We start from the raw sequence: 23,409 nt of genomic DNA on the forward strand, positions 1-23,409 counted from the left end.
CTATTCAATACAGTACAAAAACACTGTTGGAGATCTTGATGGAGCTGTTCTTTTCCCCCATGGCCTGTTCGCTGGCGAGCCGCACCGTGCTGTACGAAGTGGGTGCCGATGCGCGTTTCACGCAGGTGGACGGCAAGGCCAAGCGCACGCTGGACGGCCGCGACTACTGGCAGGTCAACCCGATGGGGCAGGTGCCGGCGCTGCACACCCCCGAGGGCTGGCTGCTGAACGAGAACGCCGCGGTGCTGCAATATCTGGCCGAGGCCTTCCCGGCGGCCGGCCTGCTGCCCGCCGAAGCCGATGCGCGCGCCCGTGTGCGGCAATGGCTGGGCTTCATCGGCACCGAACTGCACAAGGCCGTCTTCGTGCCGCTGCTCGATCCCAAGGCCAGCGCCGACGTGAAGGCCTATTCGATGGACAAGGCGGCGTTGCGCCTGGGCGTCCTGCAAGCGCATCTGCAGCAGCACGAATATCTGGAGGGCAGCTATGGCATCGCCGACATCTACCTCGCCGTCGTATTGAACTGGGCGCCCTATGCCGGCGTGGACTTGGGCGGATGGCCCGCGGTCAAGGTCTATCACCGCCGCATCGGCCAGCGCGAGGCGGTGGCACGGGCGCTGCGCGAGGAGTTCGCGCTGTACCAGGAAGAGCAGCGTTTGCAGGCCGCTTAATTTGGCAGTTCGACGTCCGGCGGGATGTAGCGGCCGCGGTACATCTCGCCCAGGAGCGACTGGCGCTCATAGACCAGGGCGCGCAGCCGGGCGTCGATGACGGAGGCTTCGACCTGGTCGGCATCCGGCCCGCGTGACTGGCGCAGGCCTGAGCGCATGCGGTCGATGGCACCGTTCAAGTCGCCGGCGGCGGCATGCACCTCGGCCTGGGCCCGCACGGCCCGCAGCGGCTGGCCCAGCTTCTGCCAGATCAGTGCGAGCTGGGCCCAGGCCAGGGAGTCCCGCGGCTCCAGGCTGACATGGGTCTGCAGTGCATCCGCGGCCTCGCGCAGGGCTGGCGACCCCGGGCCGGCCGCCAGCGCCAGGCCCACGCGCTGCATCAGCATGGGGCGGGATTTCTCGCCTGACAGCGTGTCCAGCGCGGCGGTGCCCTCCATCGGGCGGCCGCGGGCCTGCGCGAGCTCGGCACGCAGATAGGTCAGTTGCCGCCTGGCGGCCACCGTCTCGGCGGGGCTGGGGTTGACGAGCTCCAACGTCACCTCCGCACTGCGCAGCGTGGCCTCTGCGCGGTCGAAGTTGCGCAGCTTGATGGACGCCAGCGCCGCGGCATAGCGCGCCCCGAGCTGTTCGTAGCCGCCGCTCTCGCGGATGTTGCGGGCGCCGGCGTCGTAGTTCTCCAGTACCTTCCAGGCCTCGACGCGGGGGTCCATCAGCACACGCGAACGCGCTGCCATCAGCGCATGCTCGGCGAGGCCCCGCGGGCGCGCGAACGGTTCGAGGGCCAGGCGCGTGCGTGCGTCGCCGATGCGCTCACTCGTCAGCGGATGGGAGCGCAGGTAGGGGAAGGCGCCGTTGTCCATCAGGTGATAAGCCTGCTCCATGCGCTCGAACATGCTGACCATGCCGCTGCCCGCGAAACCGGCCTCGACGAGCACGTTGAAGCCGACGCGGTCGGCCTCGCGCTCCATGTCGCGCGAGAAGTTCAGCGACAACTGCGTGGCCGCCGCCTGGCCGCCGACGATGCCGGCATTGGCCAGGTCGATGTTGCCGCGCGACGCGGCCAGCACGCCCAGCAGCAGGCCCGCGATGGCGACCATGCTGTTCTTGGAGTCACCGGCAATGCGTCGCGCGATGTGGCGCTGCGTCACGTGCGAGATCTCGTGCGCCAGCACCGAGGCCAGCTCGTCGCGTGACACCGTCATCGCGATGAGCCCCAGGTGGGTACCAACGAAGCCGCCCGGCAGCGCAAAGGCGTTGACGCTCTTGTCCTCGACGAGGAAGCTTTCCCAGGCGAAGCGGGTCTGGATGTCTTCGCCGATATGGCCGAGTTTGCGCGACGCGGCCACCAGCGGTTCGAAGATGCCGGCCATGTACTCCTGCAGGATGGGGTCCTGCACGCACGCGGGGTCGATGCGGATCATGCGCATGTAGCGCTCGCCGAGCTGCCGCTCGGCCACGACATCGAGATCCTGCGAGACCGAGTCACCCAGGGCGGGCAGGTTGACCTGGGCCCGGATCGGGCTGGTGGTGATGAGGCAGGCGGCCGCAAGCAGGGTCAGCAGGGCGCGGGAGGCGGGTGACTTCTTCATCGAACAGAGACTCCGGCCGGCGGGAGCCGGCTGTCTATGATGCCTGCAACTCGGTTTCCTGAATGTTTCTTGGTATGTCGACCCCGCTGACTCACTTCGACGCCCAGGGCCAGGCGCACATGGTCGATGTGTCGGCCAAGGCCGAGACCCACCGTGTCGCCGTCGCCGCAGGCGAGATTCGTATGCAGCCGGCGACCTTTGCATTGATCGCCAGCGGCACGGCCAAGAAGGGCGATGTGCTGGGCGTGGCACGCATCGCGGCGATCCAGGGCGCAAAGCGCTGCGCCGACCTTGTGCCACTGTGTCACCCGCTGCCGATCACTCGCGTTGCGGTGGACTTCGATCTGGACGAAGCCGGCGGCCGCGTGCTGTGCCGCGCCCAGGTCGAGACGCTGGGCCGCACCGGCGTCGAGATGGAGGCGCTGTGCGCCGTGCAGGTCGGCCTGCTGACCATCTACGACATGTGCAAGGCCGCGGACCGCGGCATGGTCATCGGCAACGTGCGGGTGCTGCAGAAGCAGGGCGGCAAGAGCGGCGACTGGGCTCAGCCTTGACTCGGGCGCTGCGGCGCCATGCGGATGAACTCGAACATGAAGGCGCTCATCGCTATCTGGCCGGCGGCGAGAATGAAAGTGGCGCCGGGGATGACGGCGCGCATCAGCTGCGCCGGGTTGGCAGCTCCGAAGCGCGATTGGTGCCACCACAGCCAAACGCTCGCGCACGCAAACCCGAGCCCGACGAGAAATAGCGCCAGTGCCAGCAGCAGGGCGGACTCCAGCTGAACTCGATGAACCCAGCCGAGGCCCTTTGGCAACTGGGGCAATACGCCTATGCGCACTGCATGCAATGAGCAGGTCCCGGCAAACAGCAGCATTTGCAGGCCGAGGCACGCAAATGCCGCTGCATACAGCATGCTGTGCACATCCAGGGTTGCGAAGCCAAGTGGCACCGGGCCGATGCCAAGTGCGACGCTTGCCGCAGTACCCAGCAGGAATAGCGCGAGGCCGGGGTACATGAAGAGCCACGCCGGCGCGTGCAGTAGCAGAAAACGCAGATGGCGCCAGCCATCGCGCCAACTTCGCAGGTGAGGCGGCCGATCGCGGCCGTCGGGGGAGAGCGTTGTCGGCACTTCGGCAATGTGCAGTCCGTGCAATGTTGCCTTGACGACCATCTCGCTGGCGAATTCCATTCCGGGCGACTGCAATCCGAGGCGCAACATCGCAATGCGGTCGAAGCCGCGCAGGCCGCAGTGGAAATCGCGCACCGGGCTTCTGAAGAAGAGGCGCCCGATGAAGCTGAGCACCGGGTTGCCAAGGTAGCGGTGCAGCCTGGGCATGGCGCCTGGCGCGATGCCACCAGAAAAGCGGTTGCCCATGACCAGCTGCTGACCACTGCGCAGCGCGGCGACGAAGGCGTCCAGGCGCGAGAAGTCGTAGCTGCAGTCTGAGTCGCCCATGATGACAAAGCGCCCTTGCGCGGCTGCGATGCCGCTCTGCAGCGCCGCGCCATAGCCGCGCTCAGGCACGGCCACGACCCGCGCACCCTCGGCCTCGGCCAACTCGCGACTGCCGTCGCTGGAGCCGTTGTCTGCCACCACGACCTCACCCTGAATGCCACTTGCCGCGAGGAAGGCGCGCGCCTGTCGTACGCATTGGCCCACGGTCAGCGCCTCGTTCAGGCAAGGCATGAGGATGGTCAGTTCGAGGGGAGCGCTCATGAAGACGTCGTGGGTTTCGCAGCGGGCCGGGCGAGGCCGTGATACAGGTCGACATAGCGCTGCACGGTGGTGTCCCAATCCCACTGGCGCGACAGCTCGACCGCCGCAACGCGGGCCTTCCGCAGGCGCTCGGGCTGCGCCAGCAGTTGGCTCAGGCGCTCGCGCAATGCGCGCTCCGGCGCGCCGTTGCGCAGCTCAACGTGGAAGACGCAGCCTTCATCCACGCCGGGAAAAGCCTCAAACACTTCGGTGCTGACGAGGACCGGCGTTCCGCTGGCCAGCGCCTCCTGTACGACCAGTGGGAAGCCTTCGCCGGTGCTCGGCAACACCAGCAGGTCGGCTTCACGCAACTGTTGGGCCACTTGGCCGGCATTCAGGCGGCCGGTCAGCTGTACTCGGGGGCCGCCTTGCGGCGCCAGTGGGCCGTCGCCGACAAAGGTCCACGAGGCGCCTGGCAGATCGAGGCATTGTCGCAACAAGGGCAGGCCCTTTTTCTCGACGAAGCGGCCAACGAACAGCATGCGCAGCGGCCCTTCCGACGCGGCCAGGCGAGGGTAGAAGAGGGCATGGTCCACGCCGTTTGGAATCAAGCGTGGTGCGCGACGAAAGTGTACGAAGCGCTCAAAGTGGTGCTGCACCGGCAGTCCAACGAACACGACTTGCGCCACCCTGCGCAACACGAAGGCGCCAAGGCTGCGGTTCAGCAGCGTCAGCAGGCCGCGCGCAAAGCGCGAGCGGTAGGGAATCGAGCCGATATGCTGGGTCAACACGACGGGCCTGCGTCGCAGCGCCGCGAACAGCATCGCGGCCAGCGTCGGCAGGTAGAGAAAGTCGTGCACGTGCACGACATCATGTTGGCCGACGCGCCGCCACAGCCGCCCGAAACTGGCGGCCCCCCAAATGGGGAAGGGTAGGCCAAGACGCCGCCCGAGCGGGTCCCATGCCGGCTCGCAATCCAATGTCGCACCCGGCCACCTGTCGGGCCATTCCTCGCGCGGGCCACCGGCCATCCAGTGCACTGCGACACCAGCGTTGGGCAGCCTGGTCGCGAGTGCGCCGGCCACTATCTCGATACCACCGCCATGCGCGGGAAAAAACGCGCTGATCTGCAACACGCGCAAGGCACTCATCAGCGTCTGGCCTGCAACTCAGCGCGGAATACCCAGCGCGATTGGACAAGAAATGAAAACAGCCAAAGGACAGCAGTCGCGGCGACCATGGCCAGTGTCGGATTCAGATCGAGCCATTCGACGCCGATCGCCAGCAGCACCAGACCCGCACAAAACTGCAGGAACTGCTGGCCGAGAAACCGGCCGAACTCGGCCCAACCGGCACGATTGGCCACGCTGAAGGTGTAGCGGCGGTGCAGGAAGTAGCTGATCGGAATCGTGGTGAAGCAAGTCAGCCACGCCGCCGCGAGGTATTGCCAGTGCAACACGGCAGTGCCGATGTGAACGAGGCCAATGCTGAGAAGCGCGCAGCCCGCTCCGACGACTGCGTGACGGCCGAGCTTGGGGTGCAGCCTGAGCTCAGTCATGCTGGCGGGCCCATAGCCCGAGAAACTGCAGCGAGTTTGTCGACGCCAGCACGCCGCGGTGGCAGGCCATTGGGTGAGACCAGTGCCGGCGCACGAAGCCTTGGGACTCTATCCAGTCCACCCAGGCCCAGCGCTGCTGATAGTGCTGCGGAGAGGGGATGCCGAACCGGCGGTTGCCCAACTCGTCGAGTACGGCCAGCACGACCCGACCCAGCGGCCCGTTGTGGTTGTGGTCCTTGATGAGCAGGTAGCGCCGCGTGCAACGCATCATCTCGGCCAGCGCGGCAAGCGGATCCGGGCAGTGATGCAACACGTCGATGGCGTAGCAGAGATCGAAGCTGCGATCGTCGAATGGCAGCCTGCCGCCGTCGTAGAGCATTGGCTTCACCCAGCTGGAGATGCGCTCGACCACGTCGATCGGCGTCACCTGCTCGATGGCGGTCAGCTGTGGCAGGTTCGCAGCGAAGAAGCCGTCGCCCGCCCCGAAGTCGAGCGCCTGGTTCACCGGTGAAGAATCCTTGAGTGCTGCGGTGATGCCGTCCAGGATGCTGCGGCGGTATGCGCTGGTGCTGAGCCGGTCAATCAGACCTCTCGCGTTAGAAGGATGCGTGGAGTTGGAAGTCATGAATGGCGTCCTCAGCATGGCGCACCACCTGCGCTGGGTTCATGTGGCAAAGCGTCGGATTGAGACAGATTGAAGTCGTCATTCGGCCCTGAACAGGCTAGGGCGCGTTAGCGCCCGAAAGCCGGCCTGCCGGCAGGCGCCAGGCCGAGCCGCGAGAGTCTTGCATCACTTCGACTGCGTCGGGGAAATGTCGTGCCATCAGCGTGCGATCTGCACGCTCGCCCCGGCTGATCAGCGTCAGGCGCGGCGCGGGGCTGTCGGCGTTCTGCACCAGGTCGCCGCGGTATCGGCCCGTCGTCTGTGAAACAAACACCACCCAGTCGCCGGGACCTTCGGGCGCGATGCGAAAGGACAGCGCCCGGTCGATGCTGGCTTGGGTCTGCCACAGGAAGACCGGCATCGCCAAAAGGCCGGCAGCGAGCGTGGCCGTCCCCCATTGCCGGGCCCAGCCCTGCGCGCCGAGTAGCCATAGGCCGGCCGCAACGGGCAGCGCACCCCAGACCGGATGCATGTAGCGAAAGCCCCAGCCGTGGCCCTGATCGAAGCGCACGAACAGATAGAAGGCGAAGGTCAGCACGAAGGCAACGAGTAGCAGGCGCTCCGCGAGCGGGCGTGCCCGTGGCATCAGTGGCAGCAACAGCAGGCCCGGACTGGCCCAGATCCACATCTTCCAGATGGCCTGCCAACGTGCTGTTAGCAGCGTCGAATCGGGCCAGACGAGGACGCGGCCGAAAACTTCCAGCAGCCCGTGGGGCGCTGCGGCGTGTGTCACGATGTCGCCGAAGCCTGACTTCAGCAGCCACCAACCCAGGCCCAGGCCTACCCCCAGCGGCAAATAGCCCACCAGTACCCCTAGCAGCCGCGTCCAGCGGCTGCGGTCCATAGCCAGCCAGACAAGACAGGGTGCAGCCATCAAGGCATGCGGCACGGGGTTGTGCATGACCAGGCACAAACCGCCAACGAACCCTGCGGCGAAGGCGGCGCGACGTCGTGGCTGCAACAACAACCACAGGAAAAGCAGATTCAGCGCCAGCTCGCCCGGCATCGCATACCAGGACATCGCGTTCACGACGAACTGTGGCGAGGCCAAGGCTGTCAACATTGCCCAGCCACCGGCTCGTGCATCACCGGCTGCATCACGGGCGAGATGGTGCAGCAGCAGCAGGGTCAATGCGCCGAAGGCGGGATTCAGGCACCAGCCGAGGTCAAGTGCCACCAGCGGCGTCAACAGCAAAGCCAAACCAGGCCAGTAGACCGATGTGGCAGCGCCGCTGGCGTGGTCGACGAGAACGAAGGAACCCTGGAACTCCAGCGGCACGATGGCATCAAGCAGCGCTGGTGGGTAGTGCAGCGCACCCTGTCCTTTGGCCAGCGCGTGGGCCTGCATCCAGGGCACGTACTCGTCCATCGACAGCGGATGGGCTCGATAGACCAACTGGGCGCCCAAGGCCAGACCAAGAAAACACAGCAGCGAGGTCCGCACCGGGCGTTCACTCATCCACGCCGCCAAACGCGATGCCATCTCGCGCAGCGGCTGCGAGGCCAGCGCCACCGCCAGTGCAGCGAGCATCGCCAGTGACTGCCAGACGTCATTGAAGGCAAACAGCCGCTCGTAGATGGGATAGCTCTCGAACGGCATGCCCTCCATGCGCGACAGCCGGGTAATGACCGGTGCGGCACATGCCAGCGTCAATGTCGCGACAACCAAGCAACGGATGGCGCGATCGCCTGACGCAAAGGTCACGGGCCCCTTGTCTCTCAACGCAGTGTCCGCCAATCGATGACGGCTGAAGCCGGCAGGCATTGCGACATGGCGGGTGCCGAGGCCGTGTTCTCGCAGGCGGCGAACCAGTTGTCCCCGGTCGGGTTGCGGAACTCACGCAGGCGGTCGGCAAGGAAGCGCGCGCCTTGCACGTCGCCGGTCTTTTCCAGCGACTGCGACCAGTGCATCAGCAGTCGTGCGTCAATGAGGTTGAAGGCCGTGCGGCGTGCAGCCTCCAGCGCGAACGGCCCGGGGGGTTGGCTGGTGGCGGCCGCGTAGTCCGCCTGGTGGCTGAAGAACAGCGAGCGCTGGCCATCGGCGATGCGAGCGCCCAGCGGCATGGCATCCTCGCTGGGCATGTAGATGGCGACGACGCGCTGGTAGTCCCACACCGCGAAGGCGCTGCCGGCGATCAGCAGGCCGCCGATCATCCGCCAGGGCGTGGCGCCCGCCGGCTTGGCCGGCGCTTCGGCAGGGAGAGCGAGGCCAAGTGCAAAGCAGGCCGGCAGCAGGAAATAGGCGTACCAGAGCGGGTACTCGACCAGGCTGTGCAAGGCGATGGTCAGCACGATCATCAGTGCCATGCGGCGCAGCGGCGTGTCTTCTGCCTTCTCGGAGGGGCTGCGCCACGCCTTCCACAGCGCCCAGGCCAGCAGCAGCAGCACCGCGCCGGCCCAGGGCAGGCCCAGCTCGACGGCGAGCTGCGACGCGATGTTGTGCGTGTGGTCGAAGAAGGCGATGGGGCGGTCCGGGAATGGCGTCAGGCTCCATGCGAAGTTGAACTCCCCCCAGCCAACACCCAGCAGCGGGTTGGCCGTTGTCAGCGCCCAGGCGTCGCGCAGGATGGCCAGCCGCGACGGCGAGCCGGCACCCTCCGACAGCCGCGAAGCGGCGCGGAAGGCATGGCCGCTTTCGGCCGACCACAACGACATGCCCCACCAGCTGACGCCCAGCATCAACGGCGTGGCCAGCAGACACAGTCTTGCGCTGCGCGAAAGGCTGCGATCCACCACGCCCCATAAGGCCAGCAGCGCGATGCCGACATAGCCGGTGCGAGAGGCGCTGAGCACGATGGTGAAGACAAAGGCAAACAGCAGTGGCGCCAGCGCCGGCCGCCAGCCGCGCTTTTCCGTGATGAAGACGGCAGCGATGGACGACCACATCATCAGGCTGGCCAGGTGGTTGGGCTGGCGCAGATTGCCTACCGCGCTGCCCACCACGCCTGAACGAGCGATGAAGTTGCCGTCGGCGCCCGCCGGGAGGAAGACCTGCACGATGCAGACTGCGACCGTCAACAGACCCGTGATCAGCAGTCCCCAGCAGAAGGCTTCGGCGGCGAGTTGGCGGGACTGGGTCGACAGCCCTTGCGCCACCAGCAGTACGGCCAGGCCGGCACCGATGATGGCCGTGGCGCCCAGGCCCAGCGACAGCGGCAGGGCACGCCACACGACGGAGCTCATCGGCGCGGCCAGCAGCAGCGCCAGCGCCATGGCAGCGGGGCTTTTCAGCCCGGCGCGCCAGCCTGGCGTGGCAGGAGCCCACAGCACCAGGACCAGACCCCAGCCGGCAAGCGCCAGCAACTGGTTGTAAAGCGTGGCTGCGGGCGTCTGGTTGAAGGCCAGCAGCGGTGGCAGGGCGGCGGCGAGAACGAGGCCGAGTGGCGTGGCGGGGGCCTCAGCGAAGGGGGTGCTCTGGGACGACATGGGCGCGGATGATGGCATGGGCCAGCCTCAGTTCTTCGTCGGCGCTTCCTCGTGATAGTCGTCGTCGATGTTGACGGCCCAGATCGCATCGCGGCAGGCGCCGCCGTTGAGGATGGCCTGCGCGGCCAGGCGCGCGGACAGCATGGAGTGGTCCTGGTTGTTGTAGCGGTGCATGCCGTTGCGGCCGCACAGGTAGAGGTTGTCCAGCCCGTCCAGCCAGCCACGCAGTTCATCGAAGCGCTGGAAGGCGGCGCCGAAATAGCCTGGATAGGCCTTCGGCTGGCGCAGCACGGTGGCGTCCAGCAGTTCGGCCTCGTCGGCCAGGCCCAGTAGCTGCATCTCGCGCACGGCCAGCGCCTTGAGGGCCTCCTCGCTCATGGCCCACAGCGAATCGTCATCGCGGGCGAAGAACTCCAGGCCGAGCCAGACGGTTTCCGGGTCGGCCACCATATAGGGGCTCCAGTTGTTGAAGACCTGCACGCGGCCGACCTTGACGCCAGGCTCTTGGATATAGATCCAGTTGTCGCTCACATGGCGTGCCTTGCCTGCTACCTTGGGGCTCATGCGGCGGTAGAGCAAGCCGACGGTGATGAAGTCGCGGTACTCGAGGCCAGAAGCAATGGCCAGGGCCGGCGCATCGGGCGCAGGGCGCAGGGCCTGGGCGAGTTCGCGGATGGGCATCGTCGAGACGACCGCACTGGCGTCGAAGCTTTGATGTTCGCCGGCTGCGTCGCGGGCGACGACACGCTCGACCTTGCTGTCCTGGCGGTGAATCTCGTCGACCGTCCAGCCGCGCAGCAGCCGGCCACCGCAGCGCTCGAACTCGGCCGCAGCCGTTTCCCACATCTGGCCGGGGCCGTACTTGGGGTAGAGGAAGCTCTCGATCAGCGAGGTGTGCTGGGTGTCGGTGGTGCCGGTGACGATCTTCTTGAGCGCCTGCTTGGCGGCGCTGCCGATGGACAGGCTCTTGATGCGCTGTGCACCCCAGTCGGCGCTGATGTCGCGGCAGGGCACGCCCCAGACCTTCTCGGTGTAGTCCTTGAAGAACTGCAGATAGAGCTGACGCCCGAAGCGGTTGATGAAGAAGTCTTCCAGCGTCTTTTCAGGCCGGATCGGGCGGGCTGCGGCGGCCATGTAGCTGCCGGCGAACTGCAGGCAGCGCGCCAGGCCCATGTTGCGCACCAGCCCCATGCCGGGCTTGAGCGGGTAGTCGAAGAACTTGCCGCCGAAATAGATGCGCGACTGGCGGCTGCGGATCAGCATCACCGTTTCGTCCGCTTCGCTAGCCGTGGCCTGGTGGCTGCCCAGCAGGCGCTGCTGGCCCTGGTAGGCCAGCAGTGCATCGCCGCCGTTTTCAGGCCTGGCCACCGGCAGCACGTCGCGCCACCAATCCATCACCCAGTCGGACTTGGAGAAGAAGCGGTGCCCGCCGATGTCGATGCGGTTGCCCTTGTAGTTGACCGTCTTGGAAATTCCGCCGATGGCGTCGGTGGCTTCGAGGATGGTGACCTGGGGGTAGCCAGCGCGCAGCAGCTCCAGGCCTGCGGTGAGGCCCGCGGGGCCGGCGCCGATGATGAGGGTGCGAGGCTGTGTCATTGCGGCGCGCTGAATGCCGCACTGCGGGCCGTGAACAACAATGCCTTGCGCGTTACGAAGTTGAACAAGAAGACGACGCAAGCCGTGGCGAGCTTCGCCGGCAACGGAAAAAGTCCGAGCCGCTGGACCAGGAACCACAGCAGCACTTCGGTCAGCAGCAGGCCTGCCATGCCGATCATTGCAAACAACCAGAACTCGTTGCTGCGGTTGCTAAGGCGATGCTGGGTAAATGCATGCCGTGTACTGAGGGTGTAGACCAACATGAGGCCCAGACTGAACCCCAGGCACGCGGAGATGGGCACATTGATGCCCGCGTGCAAGCTCAATGTGAACACCGAGGTGTCCAGCACCAGCGCCGCAGCACTGGCCACTGAATAGATCAGAAGCTCTCGCAATGTCGGGGGCATGTCAGGCTTGGTGAGCAGTCAGCTGAGAGCAGGTGTAGAGCACGTAGGTTTGCGGCAGGTCCCGTTGAGCTGGCGGTTGCCAAGTGGCAAGAGGCTGCGGCTTGAGTCGATTCATGAGGACAAGAAAATCGGGTGCGTCTGGTTGAAGGCACAGGGTCACCAGTCGTTGTTCCGTGGGCATGTCGCAGTAAGAGAGAGCGACACGATCCCTGCCTAGCACGGCACCAGCCCTGCATTTCTTGCGATCCTCGTCGATCAAACGATATGCCTCCCGGCGAGGTCCGTATATCAACGCGGTATCTCGGTTGAATAGCACGCCCGCCCCTTGCTGCTGGGAGTAATGGCTGGATCGCTCAAGCAGCCCCCACACCGGAACCAGTTGGTTTGGCCAGTAGACGGTTGCTTGTATGGGGATGTGCGCGTTGAAGGGATGGACGGACGTCGGAGGTGATTCAACGGCCCTCACGAGGTCGGGCCTTTGATCCCAGCTCATCAACGATGCGAGTACCAGCAAAGCGCTGGCGCTTGCCGCGAGCAGTGCTCCTGACTGCCGCCTGCTTGCCACGAACAGCAAGGCTGCAAAGCACGGCGCGACCACCGTTGGGAAGGCCGCAAACTTGATGAATCGATCGCCCCAGCCGGCATTGGGAAACTGCCAAGCCTGTTGTTGCAGCAAGTCGTCCAGTTGGTAGACGGACAGGCCTATGGTGCAAAGCAGGATGGTTGAGCATGACAGAACAATCGTGGTGCGCGAGACGTGGCGCAAGCGCCATGCCGCCGCCGAGGTTAGCGCCCAAAGCAGCAGCGTTGCGCCACCGTGAGAGGTTCCGATATGCGAGTTGAGCAATGCAAGTGCGAGGGCGCAGGAACTTGCTTTCCAAAGCCCCCCAAGTTGCCAAAGTCTGGCAATCAACCACGGCGCCAGCGCCATGGCCATCAGGTGGGCAATCCAATGTGCACGCCAGACCTGCAACTGTGTAAGAAGCACCGAATGCCAGGCATCCACCCCGAACGCTGCGAGGCTCAGCAATCCCACAGTCGTGATGACGACTGCAAAAAGCAGTCGTGTCCAGGCATCGGAAGGGCGAAGCCGGGCTGAAGAGACGAGGACGCCGAGATCCAGCACAACGGTAAAACCATCGGCGAGCGTCCAGTTGCCCAGAGCCACCTCACTGTTGCCTGTGTCTACCAACGACCACCAGTACGGGTCATAGGCCTTCAGCAATCCATTCCACGGAGAGACGCCTGCCACGCTCAGTATGGGGGCGATGGGAATCGCACAGAGAAGCCACAACCAGCGGCGGTCGGCCGCGGCGAGATAGCACCAGCTCAACGCCAGGATGGGCAATGTCATCAGTGGATGAAACACCACTGCCAACATTTGCAATGCCAAGGCAGCGCCTTTTTGATTCGCCAGCAATGCCACCAAACTCCAGAGCAGCAAGGGTTCGGCAAAGCTGCGCGCGGTGACAAATGGCTCGCCGTAGCTGAATACCCAGCCGCCGCCATAGATGGGCGACATCACTGAAAACGCGAGCAGGCCCCAGAGGCGACAGGCCTTGGTGGCGTCAAATCGCTTCAACAGCATCCATACTGCGCCAGCCATGAGCAGCCAGCTGGTGAGCAGCACGCTGATGTGGGAGGCCGCCTGCCCCAGGTGCACATAGAGCGGCGCCATCACATGGGCGTAGATGGAGTATTGGTCCTGCGAGCCAGCAGCGAAAAAGACGTCGTGGCCAAGCTGAGGTGCGCGGGAGTGCAAAAGCGCCTGCCCAAAATACAAGACGCCGTCGTGCCACAGGCCTTGATACGGATGCGCCAGAAGCGTCCAGGCGAAAATGGAAAACACCGCAGACAGCAAATACAGACGACTCTGCGTGAGCATTACCAGTTCTTAAGGCAAGGATAGGTGCGAATGCATCCTGGTTGCGAGAGCAGGCTGGGCGACGCACGAGATGCGCGCTGCTGGTTTGTGCTCAAGGGCCAGATACGCTTAATAGTCTCTTGTGGCGCACTCATTCGAAAAGTCGAATGGAAGTGGCGGGCCAACTGTTCAAAAGCGCATCGCGAATCCGGCGTAAAAGCGAAAACAGGGGCCGCAGCCCCTGTCAATATCAGCGGTTCGGAAATCAGCTGTTGTTCTTAATCAGGGCTGCGGTCACGGCGGCGGGCATGTTCGTGGACGTAATCGCCCAGGAAATGTTCGCCTCGTTCACCGTCGGCGTGAGCACGATGGTGCCTGCCGAACTGTTGCCCATCGCGCTGGCGGGAACGTTGGCGGTGATGACGCCATCCGCGACAGCGACGGAGGAAACCAGCGCAGTGGCCATGGTCGGAGGAACGCCGTTTGCGCCAAGATCGCAGGTGGTCAACACGCCACCGGCTTCCTGTGCGCAAAGGGCCACGCCAGTCTTGTAGCTGTCCAGGCTGGTCAAGGCAGACGCTGCTTTGGACTTGGACGTGTAGTCCTTGTACTGCGGAATCGCCACAGCAGCCAGGATGCCGATGATGGCCACGACGATCATCAGTTCGATCAGGGTGAAGCCTTGTTGGGCGCGTGCTTTCAGGTTCATGTCAGTACTCCAGCGAGTGTGAGTGGTGGGAGGAGGGCACACCCCCTGAATGCAGGGGCCGTGCCAGCTTTTTCAGGCCCTCAAACTGTGCGAAAGCGCACGGCTGAGGTGGTTGAGTCGCCAGATCTGACAAAAAACGTCACTTCGAGCTGACGCGTTCTGTCATTGCAGCGTGGCGGGCCGAGAAACGTCAGGCGAAAAAATGGCGCCGCAGGGCGCCAGACTCGATCGCAAGGCGGGCTCAAAGTTCCATTTCCTGGCCGGCCTGCAGCGCGCTGATCCGATGGGGACTGTTCAAGGCCTGCACGCCTTGCATGACGGCTTCGACCTCGCCGGGCTTGATGTGGGTGATGCGCACGTCGACGCTGCCGGCCAGATGGGTCAATTCGCGGCCCAGCTCCGCCGGATGAAGATGCTGGCTGACGTGGGCCACCTCGGCCTCGTCGTCGCTGAAGGCCGTCTCGATGACGAGATGGGACAGGCGCAGGTCGGCCAGGCGCCGCCACAGGGCCGGGTTGGGGCCGGTATCGCCGGTGAAAACCCAGTGCGCGTGGCCGCTCGCGGTGCCGGCATCGACGGCGAAACCGACGGCCGGCACGGTGTGGGCTGCCGGCAGCACTTCGATGAGGCGGCCTCCCAGGTCGACGCGGTCGCCGATCTGGAAGGGGTGCAGGCTCAGCACCGGCGCCTCGCGGCTGGGCAGGACGGTGAAATCGGGCCAGATCACGCCATTGAAGATGTGCTGGCGCAGGGCGGCCAGCGTCTCGGGCAGGCCGTGGACCTGGATGGGCGGGCGGCCCGCCGCGGCGCGCAGGCGCAGCACCGCATCAGCCAGCAACGGGATGCCGAGCACATGATCCAGATGGGAGTGGCTGAGCAGGATGTGGTCGACGGCGGCCAGCGCATCCAGCGGCAGGTCACCCACGCCGGTGCCGGCGTCGATGAGGACATCGTCGTCCAGCAGGAAGGCAGTGGTCTTGTAGCCGGCGGCAATGGCGCCGGAGCAGCCCAGGACGCGGATGTTCATGCGGTGCGTGGCTCGGAATGGGTGGCTCGCATCAGGCGAGGCCGAGCCAAGAATGTACGCACCCGCCCCGTGGGTCGGACGGTCGGATTACCGAGTTGGGGGTGTCGCTATCGTGAGGAAGTCACAGCAGCCGCGAAGGCCGCGGCCGGTCTGGACTTCGGGCGATCAACCCTGGATGAACTGCATCTGCGTGCCGGCCAGCTCGATCAGGTCGCCGGTGCGGAGTGCAATCGATTCGCCCGTCAGCGGGATGCCGTTGACGCTGGGGCGCTGGTTACCTTCGACGTGGGCGAAGACATAACCGGTGGGGCGCTTGGTGATGGAGGCGACCTGCACGCCGGGCTTGCCCAGCGTGGTGACGACCTTGGTCAGCGCGACCTCGCGGCCGGCGGCGGCGCCGGTCAGCACCTTGATGGAGGCCGGGCCGATGGCGGCCGCACCCAGCGAGCCGAAGTTGGAGCCCAGGCCCAGGCTCGGCGGCGCGCCGGAACCGGGCTTGAGGATCATGGTCTTCTCGTAGTCGCCGCCGTCGTTCAGCAGGAACTTGATCTTGTACTTGCCGATTTCGACCGTGTCGTTGTCGGCCAGCAGCTGCTTCTTGATCGCCTTGCCGTTGATGTACGTGCCGTTGGTGGAATTGAGGTCTTCAATGAAGACGTCGGCGCCGACCATCTGCAGCACGGCGTGTTCGCCGCTGACCGCGAGATTGTCGATGACGATGTCGTTGTAGGGACGTCGACCGAGGGTGGTCTTGTCCTTGGTGATCTGCACCTCCTTGATCACGACGCCGTCGAGCGAAACCACCAGTTTGCCCATTTATGACCTCAAGTTCTGTTGTACGTGCCCTGACTTTGCATGGGGTAGCAAGTCAGTTGCCGCCGCGTCGACCGAAGGGCCACCAGCCCCGTCCTTCGGTACGTTGGCGTCCTTCTGCGCGGGCCAGGATGAGCGCGATGTTATCGCGACCGCCGCTGTCATTGGCTGCGTTGATCAGTGCGCGTGCAGCTTCGGGCAAGGCCGGATTGCCGTTGAGCAGGTTGGCGAGGCTGTCATCGTCGAGCATGTCGGACAGGCCGTCGGAGCACAACAGGTAGGTGTCGCCCGGCTGGACCTCGTGCAGATGGAGCTCCATCAGCACCGTGTCCTCGACGCCGACAGCGCGCGTGACGAGGTTCTTGTTGCTGGAAAACGCGGCTTCTTCGACGGTCAGCAGACCGGCGTCGATCTGCTCCTGCAGCAGCGAGTGGTCGCGCGTGATCTGCGTCAGACGGCCGGCGCGCAGCCGGTAGGCGCGCGAGTCGCCGACATGGCCGAGCAGCAGGCCTTCGGGGCGGAAGACGCCCAGCACCAGCGTCGTGCCCATGCCGGCATAGCGCGGGTTGGTGTTGGCGGCGTTGAAGATGGCGCGGTTGGCGTTGTCCACGCAGATGTCCATGGCGCGCTTGACCTCGCCGGCCCGGGCCTCGCGGCCGGCGTCCTTGAGCCAGCGGCCCAGCTCGGAACTGACGAAGCTGGTCAGCATCTGGCTGGCCACTTCGCCGGCGTTGTAGCCGCCCATGCCGTCGGCCAGCACGGTCAGGCCTGCGGCCTCGTCCAGGGCGACCGAATCCTCATTGTTGTCGCGCGCACGTCCCACGTCGGTGGCGCTGAAGAACTCCAGGGTCATGAGGCTTGCGGTGGCTCGTGGGGCTCGGCAGAGGAGCAAGGATTCTGCCCTGCTTCCTCAGGCGCCAAGCGCAGTGTTTGTGCGAAGGCCGCATCCTGGGGGGAAGCCACTGCAGCCGTTTCGGGCGCAGCGGGTTCGGCCTGCAGGCCGAGCACGAGCACGGCTTCGAGATCACGAGCCATCTGCTCGCCGTCGGCGTAGCGCAGCTCGGGGCGCTTCTCCAGCGCCAGGGCCAGCACCAGGGCGAGGGCCTCGGGCAGGCTGGGGCGGTGGATGCGGATATCGGGTGCAGGCTCGGTCGCAATTTGTTGCATCAGCCGCGCCATGGACTCGCTCTGGTGGGGCAGTGCGCCGCTGAGCAATTGGTAGAGCAGCACGCCCAGGGAATAGAGGTCGCTGCGGCCGTCCACCGTCAGGCCGGCAAGTTGCTCTGGAGACATGAAGGACGGCGTGCCCAGCACGAGGCCGGTGCGGGTGCGGCTGCCGTCGCCAACGCGGGCAATGCCGAAGTCCATCAGCTTCAGGCTGCCGTTGATGCGGTCCAGCATGACATTGGCAGGCTTGATGTCGCGGTGCACCACGCCTTGGCTGTGGGCATAGGCCAGGGCCCGCGCCAGCCGCGCGCCGATCTGCACGACTTCGCGAGCGGGCAGCAGCTGGCCGGCCTTGGTGAAGCTGCTCAGGTCGCGGCCGAGCACGTATTCGAGGGCGATCCAGGCGTCAGCACCGTCCTGGCCGGCATCGACGACCTGCAGGATGTCTGGATGTTCCAGCTGGCCGGCTGCACGCGCCTCGCGCATGAAGCGCTCGCGCACGTCCGCCAGGTCTTCGGCCGAGAATTCGCGGCTCAGCGCGAGGCGCTTGATGGCGACCTGGCGGCCCGTTGAGCGTTGCGTGGCCTTGTAGACCACGGCCATCGCGCCGCGGCCGATCTCGGCACCGAGTTCGAAATCGCGCAGGTCGGGGGGCGGCTGTGCGGCCCTGACCTGCGGCGTGGACGCGCCGGGGCCTTGAGTCTGCTGCACGGTCGGCAGGGCCGACGGATCGCCGTACGGTGAGCCAGCAGGATCGGGCACCCGACCGATGAGGCGCTGCCAAAAGCTGCCTGCCTTGCCGGATTTGCCGCCGCTTGCCATGCGGTCGATCTTAGGCGGCCTCGCGCTTGCTGCGGCGGGCCAGCGCCATGCCAACGACGACGACCAGGACCGCGCAGCTGATGCTGACGGCGTAGTCCAGGCCATGCATATGCGCCTCGAACCACTCGTGCACGGCCGCATCGGTCGTCGCCATCTCGCCGGCGACGAAGCCCAGCAGGGCGGCCCCCAGCGTGATGATGACCGGGAAGCGCTCCATCAGCTTCAACAGCAGCGTGCTGCCGAAGATGATGAGTGGGATGGACAGGCCCAGGCCGATGATGAGCAGCATCAGGCGGGCGCCCTCGGGCGCGCTGTTGGCGGCGGCCGCGACGGCGATGACGTTGTCCAGGCTCATGACGAGGTCGGCGATCAGGATGGTGCGCACGGCCGTCCACAGATTGCCGCTGGCGTGCACGTCGGCGTCGTCTTCGCTGTCGGCCAGCAGCTGGATGCCGATCCACAGCAGCAGCACGGCGCCGATCAGCTTCAGCCAGGGCAGCTGCAGCAACTGCACGGCGAACAGCGTCAGCACGACACGCAGCAGGATGGCAGCGCCGCTGCCGAAGACGATGGCCTTCTTCTGCTGGCTGTGCGGCAGATTGCGCGAGGCCAGCGCAATGACGACGGCGTTGTCGCCGGACAGCAGGATATTGACCCAGATGATCTTCAGCAGCGCGATGAAGAAGGCGGCGTTCAGCAGGTCCATGGCAGGCTCGGTGTTGGTCGCCCGAGTGTCGGTCCGCCCGGGCGGGCTGCGTCTGCGTGCAACTACGCAGGCAGCAAAGGAAAAGGGCCGTTCAGTGAACGGCCCTCGAATTGCTCACGGAGAGCAGGCTCAGAGCAGGGCCTTGAGCAGCTTGGCCATCTCGGATGGGTTGCGCGTGACCGTGAAGCCACACTCTTCCATGATGGCGAGCTTGGCATCGGCCGTGTCGGCGCCGCCGGAGATCAGCGCGCCGGCGTGGCCCATGCGCTTGCCGGGGGGCGCCGTGACGCCGGCGATGAAGCCGACGATGGGCTTCTTCATGTTGGCCTTGCACCAGCGCGCGGCTTCCGCCTCGTCCGGGCCGCCGATCTCGCCGATCATGATGACGGCGTCGGTGTCCGGGTCGTCGTTGAAGGCCTTCATCACGTCGATGTGCTTCAGGCCGTTGATCGGGTCGCCACCGATGCCGACGGCCGACGACTGGCCCAGGCCGATCTCGGTCAGCTGCGCCACGGCTTCATAGGTCAGCGTGCCGGAGCGTGATACGACGCCGATGCGGCCCTTGCGGTGGATGTGGCCGGGCATGATGCCGATCTTGATTTCTTCCGGCGTGATCAGGCCGGGGCAGTTGGGGCCCAGCAGCAGCGTGCGCTTGCCGCCAGCGGCTTCCTTGGCCTTCATCTTGTTGCGCACTTCCAGCATGTCCCGGACGGGGATGCCTTCGGTGATGCAGATCGCCAGGTCCAGGTCGGCTTCGACGGCTTCCCAGATCGCGGCGGCGGCACCGGCGGGCGGCACGTAGATGACGGAGACGGTCGCGCCAGTCTGGCCAGCGGCTTCCTTGACGGTCGCGTAGATGGGGATCTCGCTGAACTTCTCGCCGGCCTTCTTCGGGTTCACGCCCGCGACGAAGGCGTTCTTGCCGTTGGCATAGGCCTGGCAGCCCAGGGTATGGAACTGGCCGGTCTTGCCGGTGATGCCCTGGGTGATGACCTTGGTGTCTTTGTTGATGTAGATGGACATGTCTGATTCCTCTGGGCGGGCTTAGGCGACTGCGGCGACGATTTTGGTGGCCGCTTCGGCCATCGTGTCGGCCGCGATGATGGGCAGGCCGGATTCGGCCAGCATCTTCTTGCCCAGTTCTTCGTTGGTGCCCTTCATGCGCACAACCAGCGGCACGGACAGGTTCACGGCCTTGCAGGCGGTGATGACGCCCTCGGCGATGGTGTCGCACTTCATGATGCCGCCGAAGATGTTGACCAGGATGCCCTTCACGCTCTTGTTCTTGAGCATGATCTTGAAGGCCTCGGTCACCTTCTCGGCCGTGGCGCCGCCGCCGACGTCCAGGAAGTTGGCCGGCTCGCCGCCAAACAGCTTGATGGTGTCCATCGTGGCCATGGCCAGACCGGCGCCGTTCACCAGGCAGCCGATGTTGCCGTCCAGGCTGATGTAGGCGAGGTCGAACTTGCTGGCTTCAACTTCAGCGGGATCTTCTTCGTCCAGGTCGCGGTAGGCCACGATCTCGGGGTGGCGGAACAGCGCGTTGGCGTCGAAGTTGAACTTCGCGTCCAGGGCGATCAGGTTGCCCTTGGAGTCGCAGTTCAGCGGGTTGATTTCAACCAGCGACGCGTCCGTGTCCATGTAGCACTTGTAGAGCTTGGCGAAGATGTCGACGGCCTGGTCGATGGAGGCGCCAGTCAGGCCGATGGCCGCAGCGATCTTGCGCGACTGCGCTTCGGTCAGGCCCGTCAGCGGGTCGATCATCTCGGTGATGATCTTCTCGGGCGTGGAGTGGGCCACCTCTTCGATGTCCATGCCGCCTTCGCTCGACGCGATGAAGGCGACCTTCTGCGTGCCGCGGTCGGTGACCAGCGAGACGTAGAGCTCCTTCTTGATGTCAGCGCCATCTTCGATATACAGGCGACGGACCTTCTGGCCATCAGGGCCGGTCTGGTGCGTGATCAGCTGCATGCCGAGGATCTTCTCGGCCAGCGCCTTGACATCGTCCTGCGTCTTGGCGACCTTGACGCCGCCACCCTTGCCGCGGCCGCCGGCGTGGATCTGGGCCTTGACCACCCAGACCGGGCCACCCAGCTTCTGGGCGGCCTCGACGGCTTCCTGCACGGTGAAGGCCGGGATGCCGCGCGGCACCGGCACGCCGAACTGGCGCAGGATCTCTTTGCCCTGGTATTCGTGGATTTTCATGGCTGGGTCTCTCGGGTCGGGGAAGTCAGGATTCGGAAGTGGCCGGCTGGGCAGCGGTTTGTTGATGCCAGCGGGGATAGAACTTGGCGACGGTCACGCTGTCGCGGCGCAGTGCGTGGCAACGGTCGAGCTGGAAGGGCGGATTGCCGGCGGCGTCGCCTTCGCGAGACGGCGACGGGCCGCCCCTAGGCGTCTCAGCCCCCTCGAGGGGCAGCGCCGAAGGCGCGTGGGGGCTCTCACGTGTATCGATGACGGAGCCAGCCATGGCCTGGATGACGGCCGTCGGCAAGATCTGGCACAGCTCGGTGACGTGGGTGCAGCCGCGCGTGCCGCCGAGGCGTTCGCCGACGGCCTGCCGGAAGCCCTTCATCAGGTTCAGGCCGATGAGGCGGGCATAGGCATTGCCATGGTGGTCGCAGGCGCCGGGATACGGCATCCACAGCGTCTCGGAACGGGCTGCGGTGATGGTGAGCGTCGCGTCCACGGTCAGATGCAGGTGCATCTCGTGGATAGGCTGGCCGGCCTTGCGCGGCACGCCCGCCAGTGGCACGTCATGCGTCTTGGTGTCTGTCAGGCTGGCTTCGACGTCGAACAAGCCGTCATCACGCGCGAACACCTGCACATCGAGGGCGCGGCGATGCAGCGGGCGGCGCGGGACGGACGGGTGGGCGACAGGCATGAAACGGGGGAATGGCGAATCACCCCGGCCGATGCCGGGACGGGGTCGGCCCGGTCTTTGCACCGCTCTGCCAGAGGGGCAAAGGGGCTTGTAACCGGGTGAACCCTCGTTTTTGGGGCAGGCGGCAATGTAGCACGGAGGGTGAAAACTCCCCCTGCGCGCTCGGTCAAGCGGCCCTTAGGCCCTCAGCAAGCGGCGCACCACTTCGGGGGCAAAACCGCGTGCCAGCAGGAACCGGCTTTGACGCGCTCGTTCGGCGGCGTCGCGCGAAGGATCGTCGCCGAAGCGCCTGCGCCAGACTTCACGGGCGCGTTCCATCTCCGTTTCGCGCAGGGCTGCCTGCTGTTCGGCACCCAGCTTGAGCCCGTGCTGGGCCAGTTCCTGCTGGATGCGCTGGGCGCCAAAGCGGTTGGCGCGCAGATGCAGGCGGGACTCGACGAAACGGGTTTCGTCCAGGTAACCGGTGGCCGCGAGGGCGTCGAGCAAGGCATCGACCGCGACCGCAACGTCCTCAGCGCCATCTTCCTCTTCGACAGCCGCCGACGGTTCGCCCTCGCCGGCGGCCTGCGCCGCGGCCAGGCGCGCACGCTGCCGCCGTTGCTGCTCGATCCGCAACAGCTTGCGCCGCAACTCGGCACGGCTGTGCTCGCGCTGGGCCAGCAGGCCAATGGCGCGGGCTTTCAACGACAGCGGCGCCCGGGTCGCCATGGGGAGGGCTGGCGGCTTACTCCTCGGCCGCCGTGGTCAGCGGAGCGACCCCCAGGGATTCACGGATCTTGTTCTCGATCTCGCGGGCCACGTCGACGTTCTCGCGCAGGAACTCGCGAGCGTTGTCCTTGCCCTGGCCGATCTTCTCGCCCTGGTAGGCGTACCAGGAGCCGGACTTCTCGACGACCTTGGCGACCACGCCCATGTCGACGATCTCGCCCTCGCGGCTGATGCCCTCGCCATAGAGGATGTCGAACTCGGCAGTCTTGAACGGGGGGCTGACCTTGTTCTTGACGACCTTGACCTTGGTCTCGGAGCCGATGACTTCCTCGCCCTTCTTGATCGAGCCGATGCGGCGGATGTCCAGGCGCACGGAGGCGTAGAACTTCAGCGCATTGCCGCCGGTGGTCGTCTCGGGCGAGCCGAACATGACGCCGATCTTCATGCGGATCTGGTTGATGAAGATGACCATGCAATTGGTCTTCTTGATCGTGGCGGTCAGCTTGCGCAGGGCCTGGCTCATCAGGCGGGCCTGCAGGCCGGGGAGGCTGTCGCCCATCTCGCCTTCGAGTTCGGCCTTGGGCGTCAGCGCTGCGACCGAGTCGATGACGATCAGGTCCACCGAGCCGGAGCGCACCAGCGCATCGACGATCTCGAGGGCCTGTTCGCCGGTGTCGGGCTGGCTGATCAGCAGTTCCTGCAGGTTGACGCCGAGCTTCTGGGCGTACTGGATATCCAGCGCGTGCTCGGCGTCGATGAAGGCGCAAGTGCCGGCGAGCTTTTGCATCTCGGCGATGACCTGCAGGGTCAGCGTCGTCTTGCCGGAGGACTCGGGGCCGTAGATCTCGACGACGCGGCCGCGTGGCAGGCCGCCGACGCCCAGTGCGATGTCCAGGCCCAGGGAGCCGGTGGAGACGACCTGGATGTCTTCGATGACCTCGCCTTCACCGAGCCGCATGATGGAGCCCTTGCCGAACTGCTTTTCGATCTGGGCGAGGGCGGCCTGCAGGGCCTTGGCTTTTTCGGTGTTCAGGGCTTTGACGGGGGCGTCCATGCGAATCTCCGTGGGGAATGGGCTGAATTATGGGGCAAGCTGTGGGTT

At 65.7% G+C, this 23,409-nt stretch carries 23 protein-coding genes; 2 read left to right on the top strand and 21 right to left on the bottom strand.

The genetic code is table 11. The annotated features are described in order from the left end of the window. Positions 1-38: 38 nt before the first annotated feature. Positions 39-671, top strand: a complete 633-nt coding sequence (locus tag ASC91_RS01625) for a glutathione binding-like protein (protein ID WP_056192561.1) — start codon at positions 39-41, stop codon at positions 669-671. On the opposite strand, the gene ASC91_RS01630 is transcribed toward ASC91_RS01625, so the two are convergent. Then, the gene (locus tag ASC91_RS01630; protein WP_056191432.1) at positions 668-2,260 is read right to left on the bottom strand and encodes a M48 family metalloprotease; all 1,593 of its coding nucleotides are present in this window, start codon (positions 2,258-2,260) and stop codon (positions 668-670) included. The two genes, ASC91_RS01625 and ASC91_RS01630, sit on opposite strands and share 4 nt — an antisense overlap. Positions 2,261-2,334: 74 nt before the next feature. Between ASC91_RS01630 and moaC the strand changes: the two genes are divergently transcribed. Next, positions 2,335-2,814, top strand: a complete 480-nt coding sequence (moaC, locus tag ASC91_RS01635; RefSeq protein WP_056191435.1) for a cyclic pyranopterin monophosphate synthase MoaC — start codon at positions 2,335-2,337, stop codon at positions 2,812-2,814. Here moaC and ASC91_RS01640 read toward each other — a convergent pair. From ASC91_RS01640 to recA, 20 genes are all read right to left on the bottom strand, one after another. Further along, a complete protein-coding gene (locus ASC91_RS01640; protein WP_056191437.1) occupies positions 2,805-3,977 on the bottom strand; it encodes a glycosyltransferase family 2 protein in 1,173 nt (390 codons plus the stop codon). The genes moaC and ASC91_RS01640 overlap by 10 nt on opposite strands. Further along, a complete protein-coding gene (locus ASC91_RS01645) occupies positions 3,974-5,107 on the bottom strand; it encodes a glycosyltransferase family 4 protein (RefSeq protein WP_082532333.1) in 1,134 nt (377 codons plus the stop codon). The genes ASC91_RS01640 and ASC91_RS01645 overlap by 4 nt, the downstream gene beginning before the upstream one ends. Further along, on the bottom strand, positions 5,107-5,514 hold the full coding sequence (locus ASC91_RS01650; RefSeq protein WP_056191441.1) for a GtrA family protein: 408 nt from the start codon (positions 5,512-5,514) through the stop codon (positions 5,107-5,109). The genes ASC91_RS01645 and ASC91_RS01650 overlap by 1 nt, the downstream gene beginning before the upstream one ends. Continuing rightward, positions 5,507-6,139 carry a class I SAM-dependent methyltransferase gene (locus tag ASC91_RS01655; protein ID WP_162247723.1) on the bottom strand — a complete coding sequence of 211 codons (633 nt, stop codon included), beginning with the start codon at positions 6,137-6,139 and terminating at the stop codon, positions 5,507-5,509. Before ASC91_RS01655 ends, ASC91_RS01650 begins: the two co-directional genes overlap by 8 nt. A 97-nt stretch (positions 6,140-6,236) precedes the next feature. Then, positions 6,237-7,883: a hypothetical protein gene (locus ASC91_RS01660; RefSeq protein ID WP_157281017.1), complete on the bottom strand. Its 1,647-nt coding sequence runs from the start codon at positions 7,881-7,883 to the stop codon at positions 6,237-6,239. Between the two features lie 14 nt (positions 7,884-7,897). Beyond that, the gene (locus tag ASC91_RS01665) at positions 7,898-9,604 is read right to left on the bottom strand and encodes a PglL family O-oligosaccharyltransferase (RefSeq protein ID WP_056191446.1); all 1,707 of its coding nucleotides are present in this window, start codon (positions 9,602-9,604) and stop codon (positions 7,898-7,900) included. Positions 9,605-9,631: 27 nt separating this feature from the next. Continuing rightward, positions 9,632-11,200 (bottom strand): NAD(P)/FAD-dependent oxidoreductase, encoded by a 1,569-nt coding sequence (locus tag ASC91_RS01670; RefSeq protein ID WP_056191448.1) that lies wholly within the window; start codon positions 11,198-11,200, stop codon positions 9,632-9,634. Next, on the bottom strand, positions 11,197-11,607 hold the full coding sequence (locus ASC91_RS01675; protein ID WP_056191450.1) for a GtrA family protein: 411 nt from the start codon (positions 11,605-11,607) through the stop codon (positions 11,197-11,199). Before ASC91_RS01675 ends, ASC91_RS01670 begins: the two co-directional genes overlap by 4 nt. A 1-nt stretch (position 11,608) precedes the next feature. Continuing rightward, the gene (locus ASC91_RS01680; protein WP_056191452.1) at positions 11,609-13,492 is read right to left on the bottom strand and encodes a hypothetical protein; all 1,884 of its coding nucleotides are present in this window, start codon (positions 13,490-13,492) and stop codon (positions 11,609-11,611) included. Between the two features lie 244 nt (positions 13,493-13,736). Continuing rightward, positions 13,737-14,180: a pilin gene (locus ASC91_RS30130; protein ID WP_056191454.1), complete on the bottom strand. Its 444-nt coding sequence runs from the start codon at positions 14,178-14,180 to the stop codon at positions 13,737-13,739. 241 nt (positions 14,181-14,421) lie between these two features. Continuing rightward, positions 14,422-15,207: an MBL fold metallo-hydrolase gene (locus ASC91_RS01690; RefSeq protein ID WP_056191456.1), complete on the bottom strand. Its 786-nt coding sequence runs from the start codon at positions 15,205-15,207 to the stop codon at positions 14,422-14,424. A 165-nt stretch (positions 15,208-15,372) separates the two neighbouring features. Next, complete coding sequence (locus ASC91_RS01695) at positions 15,373-16,023, bottom strand: FHA domain-containing protein (RefSeq protein ID WP_056191458.1); 651 nt, start codon at positions 16,021-16,023, stop codon at positions 15,373-15,375. A gap of 52 nt (positions 16,024-16,075) precedes the next feature. Beyond that, positions 16,076-16,873, bottom strand: coding sequence for a Stp1/IreP family PP2C-type Ser/Thr phosphatase (locus tag ASC91_RS01700; protein ID WP_056191460.1), 798 nt, complete (start codon positions 16,871-16,873; stop codon positions 16,076-16,078). Next, positions 16,870-18,009 carry a serine/threonine-protein kinase gene (locus ASC91_RS01705; protein ID WP_082532335.1) on the bottom strand — a complete coding sequence of 380 codons (1,140 nt, stop codon included), beginning with the start codon at positions 18,007-18,009 and terminating at the stop codon, positions 16,870-16,872. Before ASC91_RS01705 ends, ASC91_RS01700 begins: the two co-directional genes overlap by 4 nt. A 10-nt stretch (positions 18,010-18,019) precedes the next feature. After that, on the bottom strand, positions 18,020-18,715 hold the full coding sequence (locus ASC91_RS01710) for a TerC family protein (protein ID WP_056191462.1): 696 nt from the start codon (positions 18,713-18,715) through the stop codon (positions 18,020-18,022). Between the two features lie 129 nt (positions 18,716-18,844). Further along, positions 18,845-19,738, bottom strand: a complete 894-nt coding sequence (gene sucD, locus ASC91_RS01715) for a succinate--CoA ligase subunit alpha (protein ID WP_056191464.1) — start codon at positions 19,736-19,738, stop codon at positions 18,845-18,847. A gap of 21 nt (positions 19,739-19,759) precedes the next feature. Then, the gene (gene sucC, locus ASC91_RS01720; RefSeq protein WP_056191466.1) at positions 19,760-20,920 is read right to left on the bottom strand and encodes an ADP-forming succinate--CoA ligase subunit beta; all 1,161 of its coding nucleotides are present in this window, start codon (positions 20,918-20,920) and stop codon (positions 19,760-19,762) included. 25 nt (positions 20,921-20,945) lie between these two features. Continuing rightward, complete coding sequence (locus tag ASC91_RS01725; protein WP_056191468.1) at positions 20,946-21,599, bottom strand: DUF2889 domain-containing protein; 654 nt, start codon at positions 21,597-21,599, stop codon at positions 20,946-20,948. Positions 21,600-21,776: 177 nt separating this feature from the next. Continuing rightward, positions 21,777-22,307, bottom strand: a complete 531-nt coding sequence (locus ASC91_RS01730; RefSeq protein ID WP_056191470.1) for a regulatory protein RecX — start codon at positions 22,305-22,307, stop codon at positions 21,777-21,779. 16 nt (positions 22,308-22,323) lie between these two features. Next, positions 22,324-23,361 carry a recombinase RecA gene (gene recA, locus ASC91_RS01735; protein WP_056191472.1) on the bottom strand — a complete coding sequence of 346 codons (1,038 nt, stop codon included), beginning with the start codon at positions 23,359-23,361 and terminating at the stop codon, positions 22,324-22,326. Positions 23,362-23,409 lie beyond the last annotated feature (48 nt).

This window comes from Pelomonas sp. Root1237 (genome assembly GCF_001425055.1).
Taxonomy (GTDB): domain Bacteria; phylum Pseudomonadota; class Gammaproteobacteria; order Burkholderiales; family Burkholderiaceae_C; genus Pelomonas.

Bases quoted from the DNA above. Each gene is read 5' to 3' on its own strand.
- ASC91_RS01630 (WP_056191432.1), bottom strand. From the start codon at position 2,260: ATGAAGAAGTCACCCGCCTCCCGCGCCCTGCTGACCCTGCTTGCGGCC.
- sucC (WP_056191466.1), bottom strand. From the start codon at position 20,920: ATGAAAATCCACGAATACCAGGGCAAAGAGATCCTGCGCCAGTTCGGC.
- recA (WP_056191472.1), bottom strand. From the start codon at position 23,361: ATGGACGCCCCCGTCAAAGCCCTGAACACCGAAAAAGCCAAGGCCCTG.
- ASC91_RS01730 (WP_056191470.1), bottom strand. From the start codon at position 22,307: ATGGCGACCCGGGCGCCGCTGTCGTTGAAAGCCCGCGCCATTGGCCTG.
- ASC91_RS01725 (WP_056191468.1), bottom strand. From the start codon at position 21,599: ATGCCTGTCGCCCACCCGTCCGTCCCGCGCCGCCCGCTGCATCGCCGC.
- sucD (WP_056191464.1), bottom strand. From the start codon at position 19,738: ATGTCCATCTACATCAACAAAGACACCAAGGTCATCACCCAGGGCATC.
- ASC91_RS01690 (WP_056191456.1), bottom strand. From the start codon at position 15,207: ATGAACATCCGCGTCCTGGGCTGCTCCGGCGCCATTGCCGCCGGCTAC.
- ASC91_RS01640 (WP_056191437.1), bottom strand. From the start codon at position 3,977: ATGAGCGCTCCCCTCGAACTGACCATCCTCATGCCTTGCCTGAACGAG.
- ASC91_RS01710 (WP_056191462.1), bottom strand. From the start codon at position 18,715: ATGGACCTGCTGAACGCCGCCTTCTTCATCGCGCTGCTGAAGATCATC.
- ASC91_RS30130 (WP_056191454.1), bottom strand. From the start codon at position 14,180: ATGAACCTGAAAGCACGCGCCCAACAAGGCTTCACCCTGATCGAACTG.
- ASC91_RS01665 (WP_056191446.1), bottom strand. From the start codon at position 9,604: ATGTCGTCCCAGAGCACCCCCTTCGCTGAGGCCCCCGCCACGCCACTC.
- moaC (WP_056191435.1), top strand. From the start codon at position 2,335: ATGTCGACCCCGCTGACTCACTTCGACGCCCAGGGCCAGGCGCACATG.
- ASC91_RS01700 (WP_056191460.1), bottom strand. From the start codon at position 16,873: ATGACCCTGGAGTTCTTCAGCGCCACCGACGTGGGACGTGCGCGCGAC.
- ASC91_RS01695 (WP_056191458.1), bottom strand. From the start codon at position 16,023: ATGGGCAAACTGGTGGTTTCGCTCGACGGCGTCGTGATCAAGGAGGTG.
- ASC91_RS01680 (WP_056191452.1), bottom strand. From the start codon at position 13,492: ATGCTCACGCAGAGTCGTCTGTATTTGCTGTCTGCGGTGTTTTCCATT.
- ASC91_RS01625 (WP_056192561.1), top strand. From the start codon at position 39: ATGGAGCTGTTCTTTTCCCCCATGGCCTGTTCGCTGGCGAGCCGCACC.
- ASC91_RS01650 (WP_056191441.1), bottom strand. From the start codon at position 5,514: ATGACTGAGCTCAGGCTGCACCCCAAGCTCGGCCGTCACGCAGTCGTC.
- ASC91_RS01655 (WP_162247723.1), bottom strand. From the start codon at position 6,139: ATGACTTCCAACTCCACGCATCCTTCTAACGCGAGAGGTCTGATTGAC.
- ASC91_RS01645 (WP_082532333.1), bottom strand. From the start codon at position 5,107: ATGAGTGCCTTGCGCGTGTTGCAGATCAGCGCGTTTTTTCCCGCGCAT.
- ASC91_RS01675 (WP_056191450.1), bottom strand. From the start codon at position 11,607: ATGCCCCCGACATTGCGAGAGCTTCTGATCTATTCAGTGGCCAGTGCT.
- ASC91_RS01705 (WP_082532335.1), bottom strand. From the start codon at position 18,009: ATGGCAAGCGGCGGCAAATCCGGCAAGGCAGGCAGCTTTTGGCAGCGC.
- ASC91_RS01670 (WP_056191448.1), bottom strand. From the start codon at position 11,200: ATGACACAGCCTCGCACCCTCATCATCGGCGCCGGCCCCGCGGGCCTC.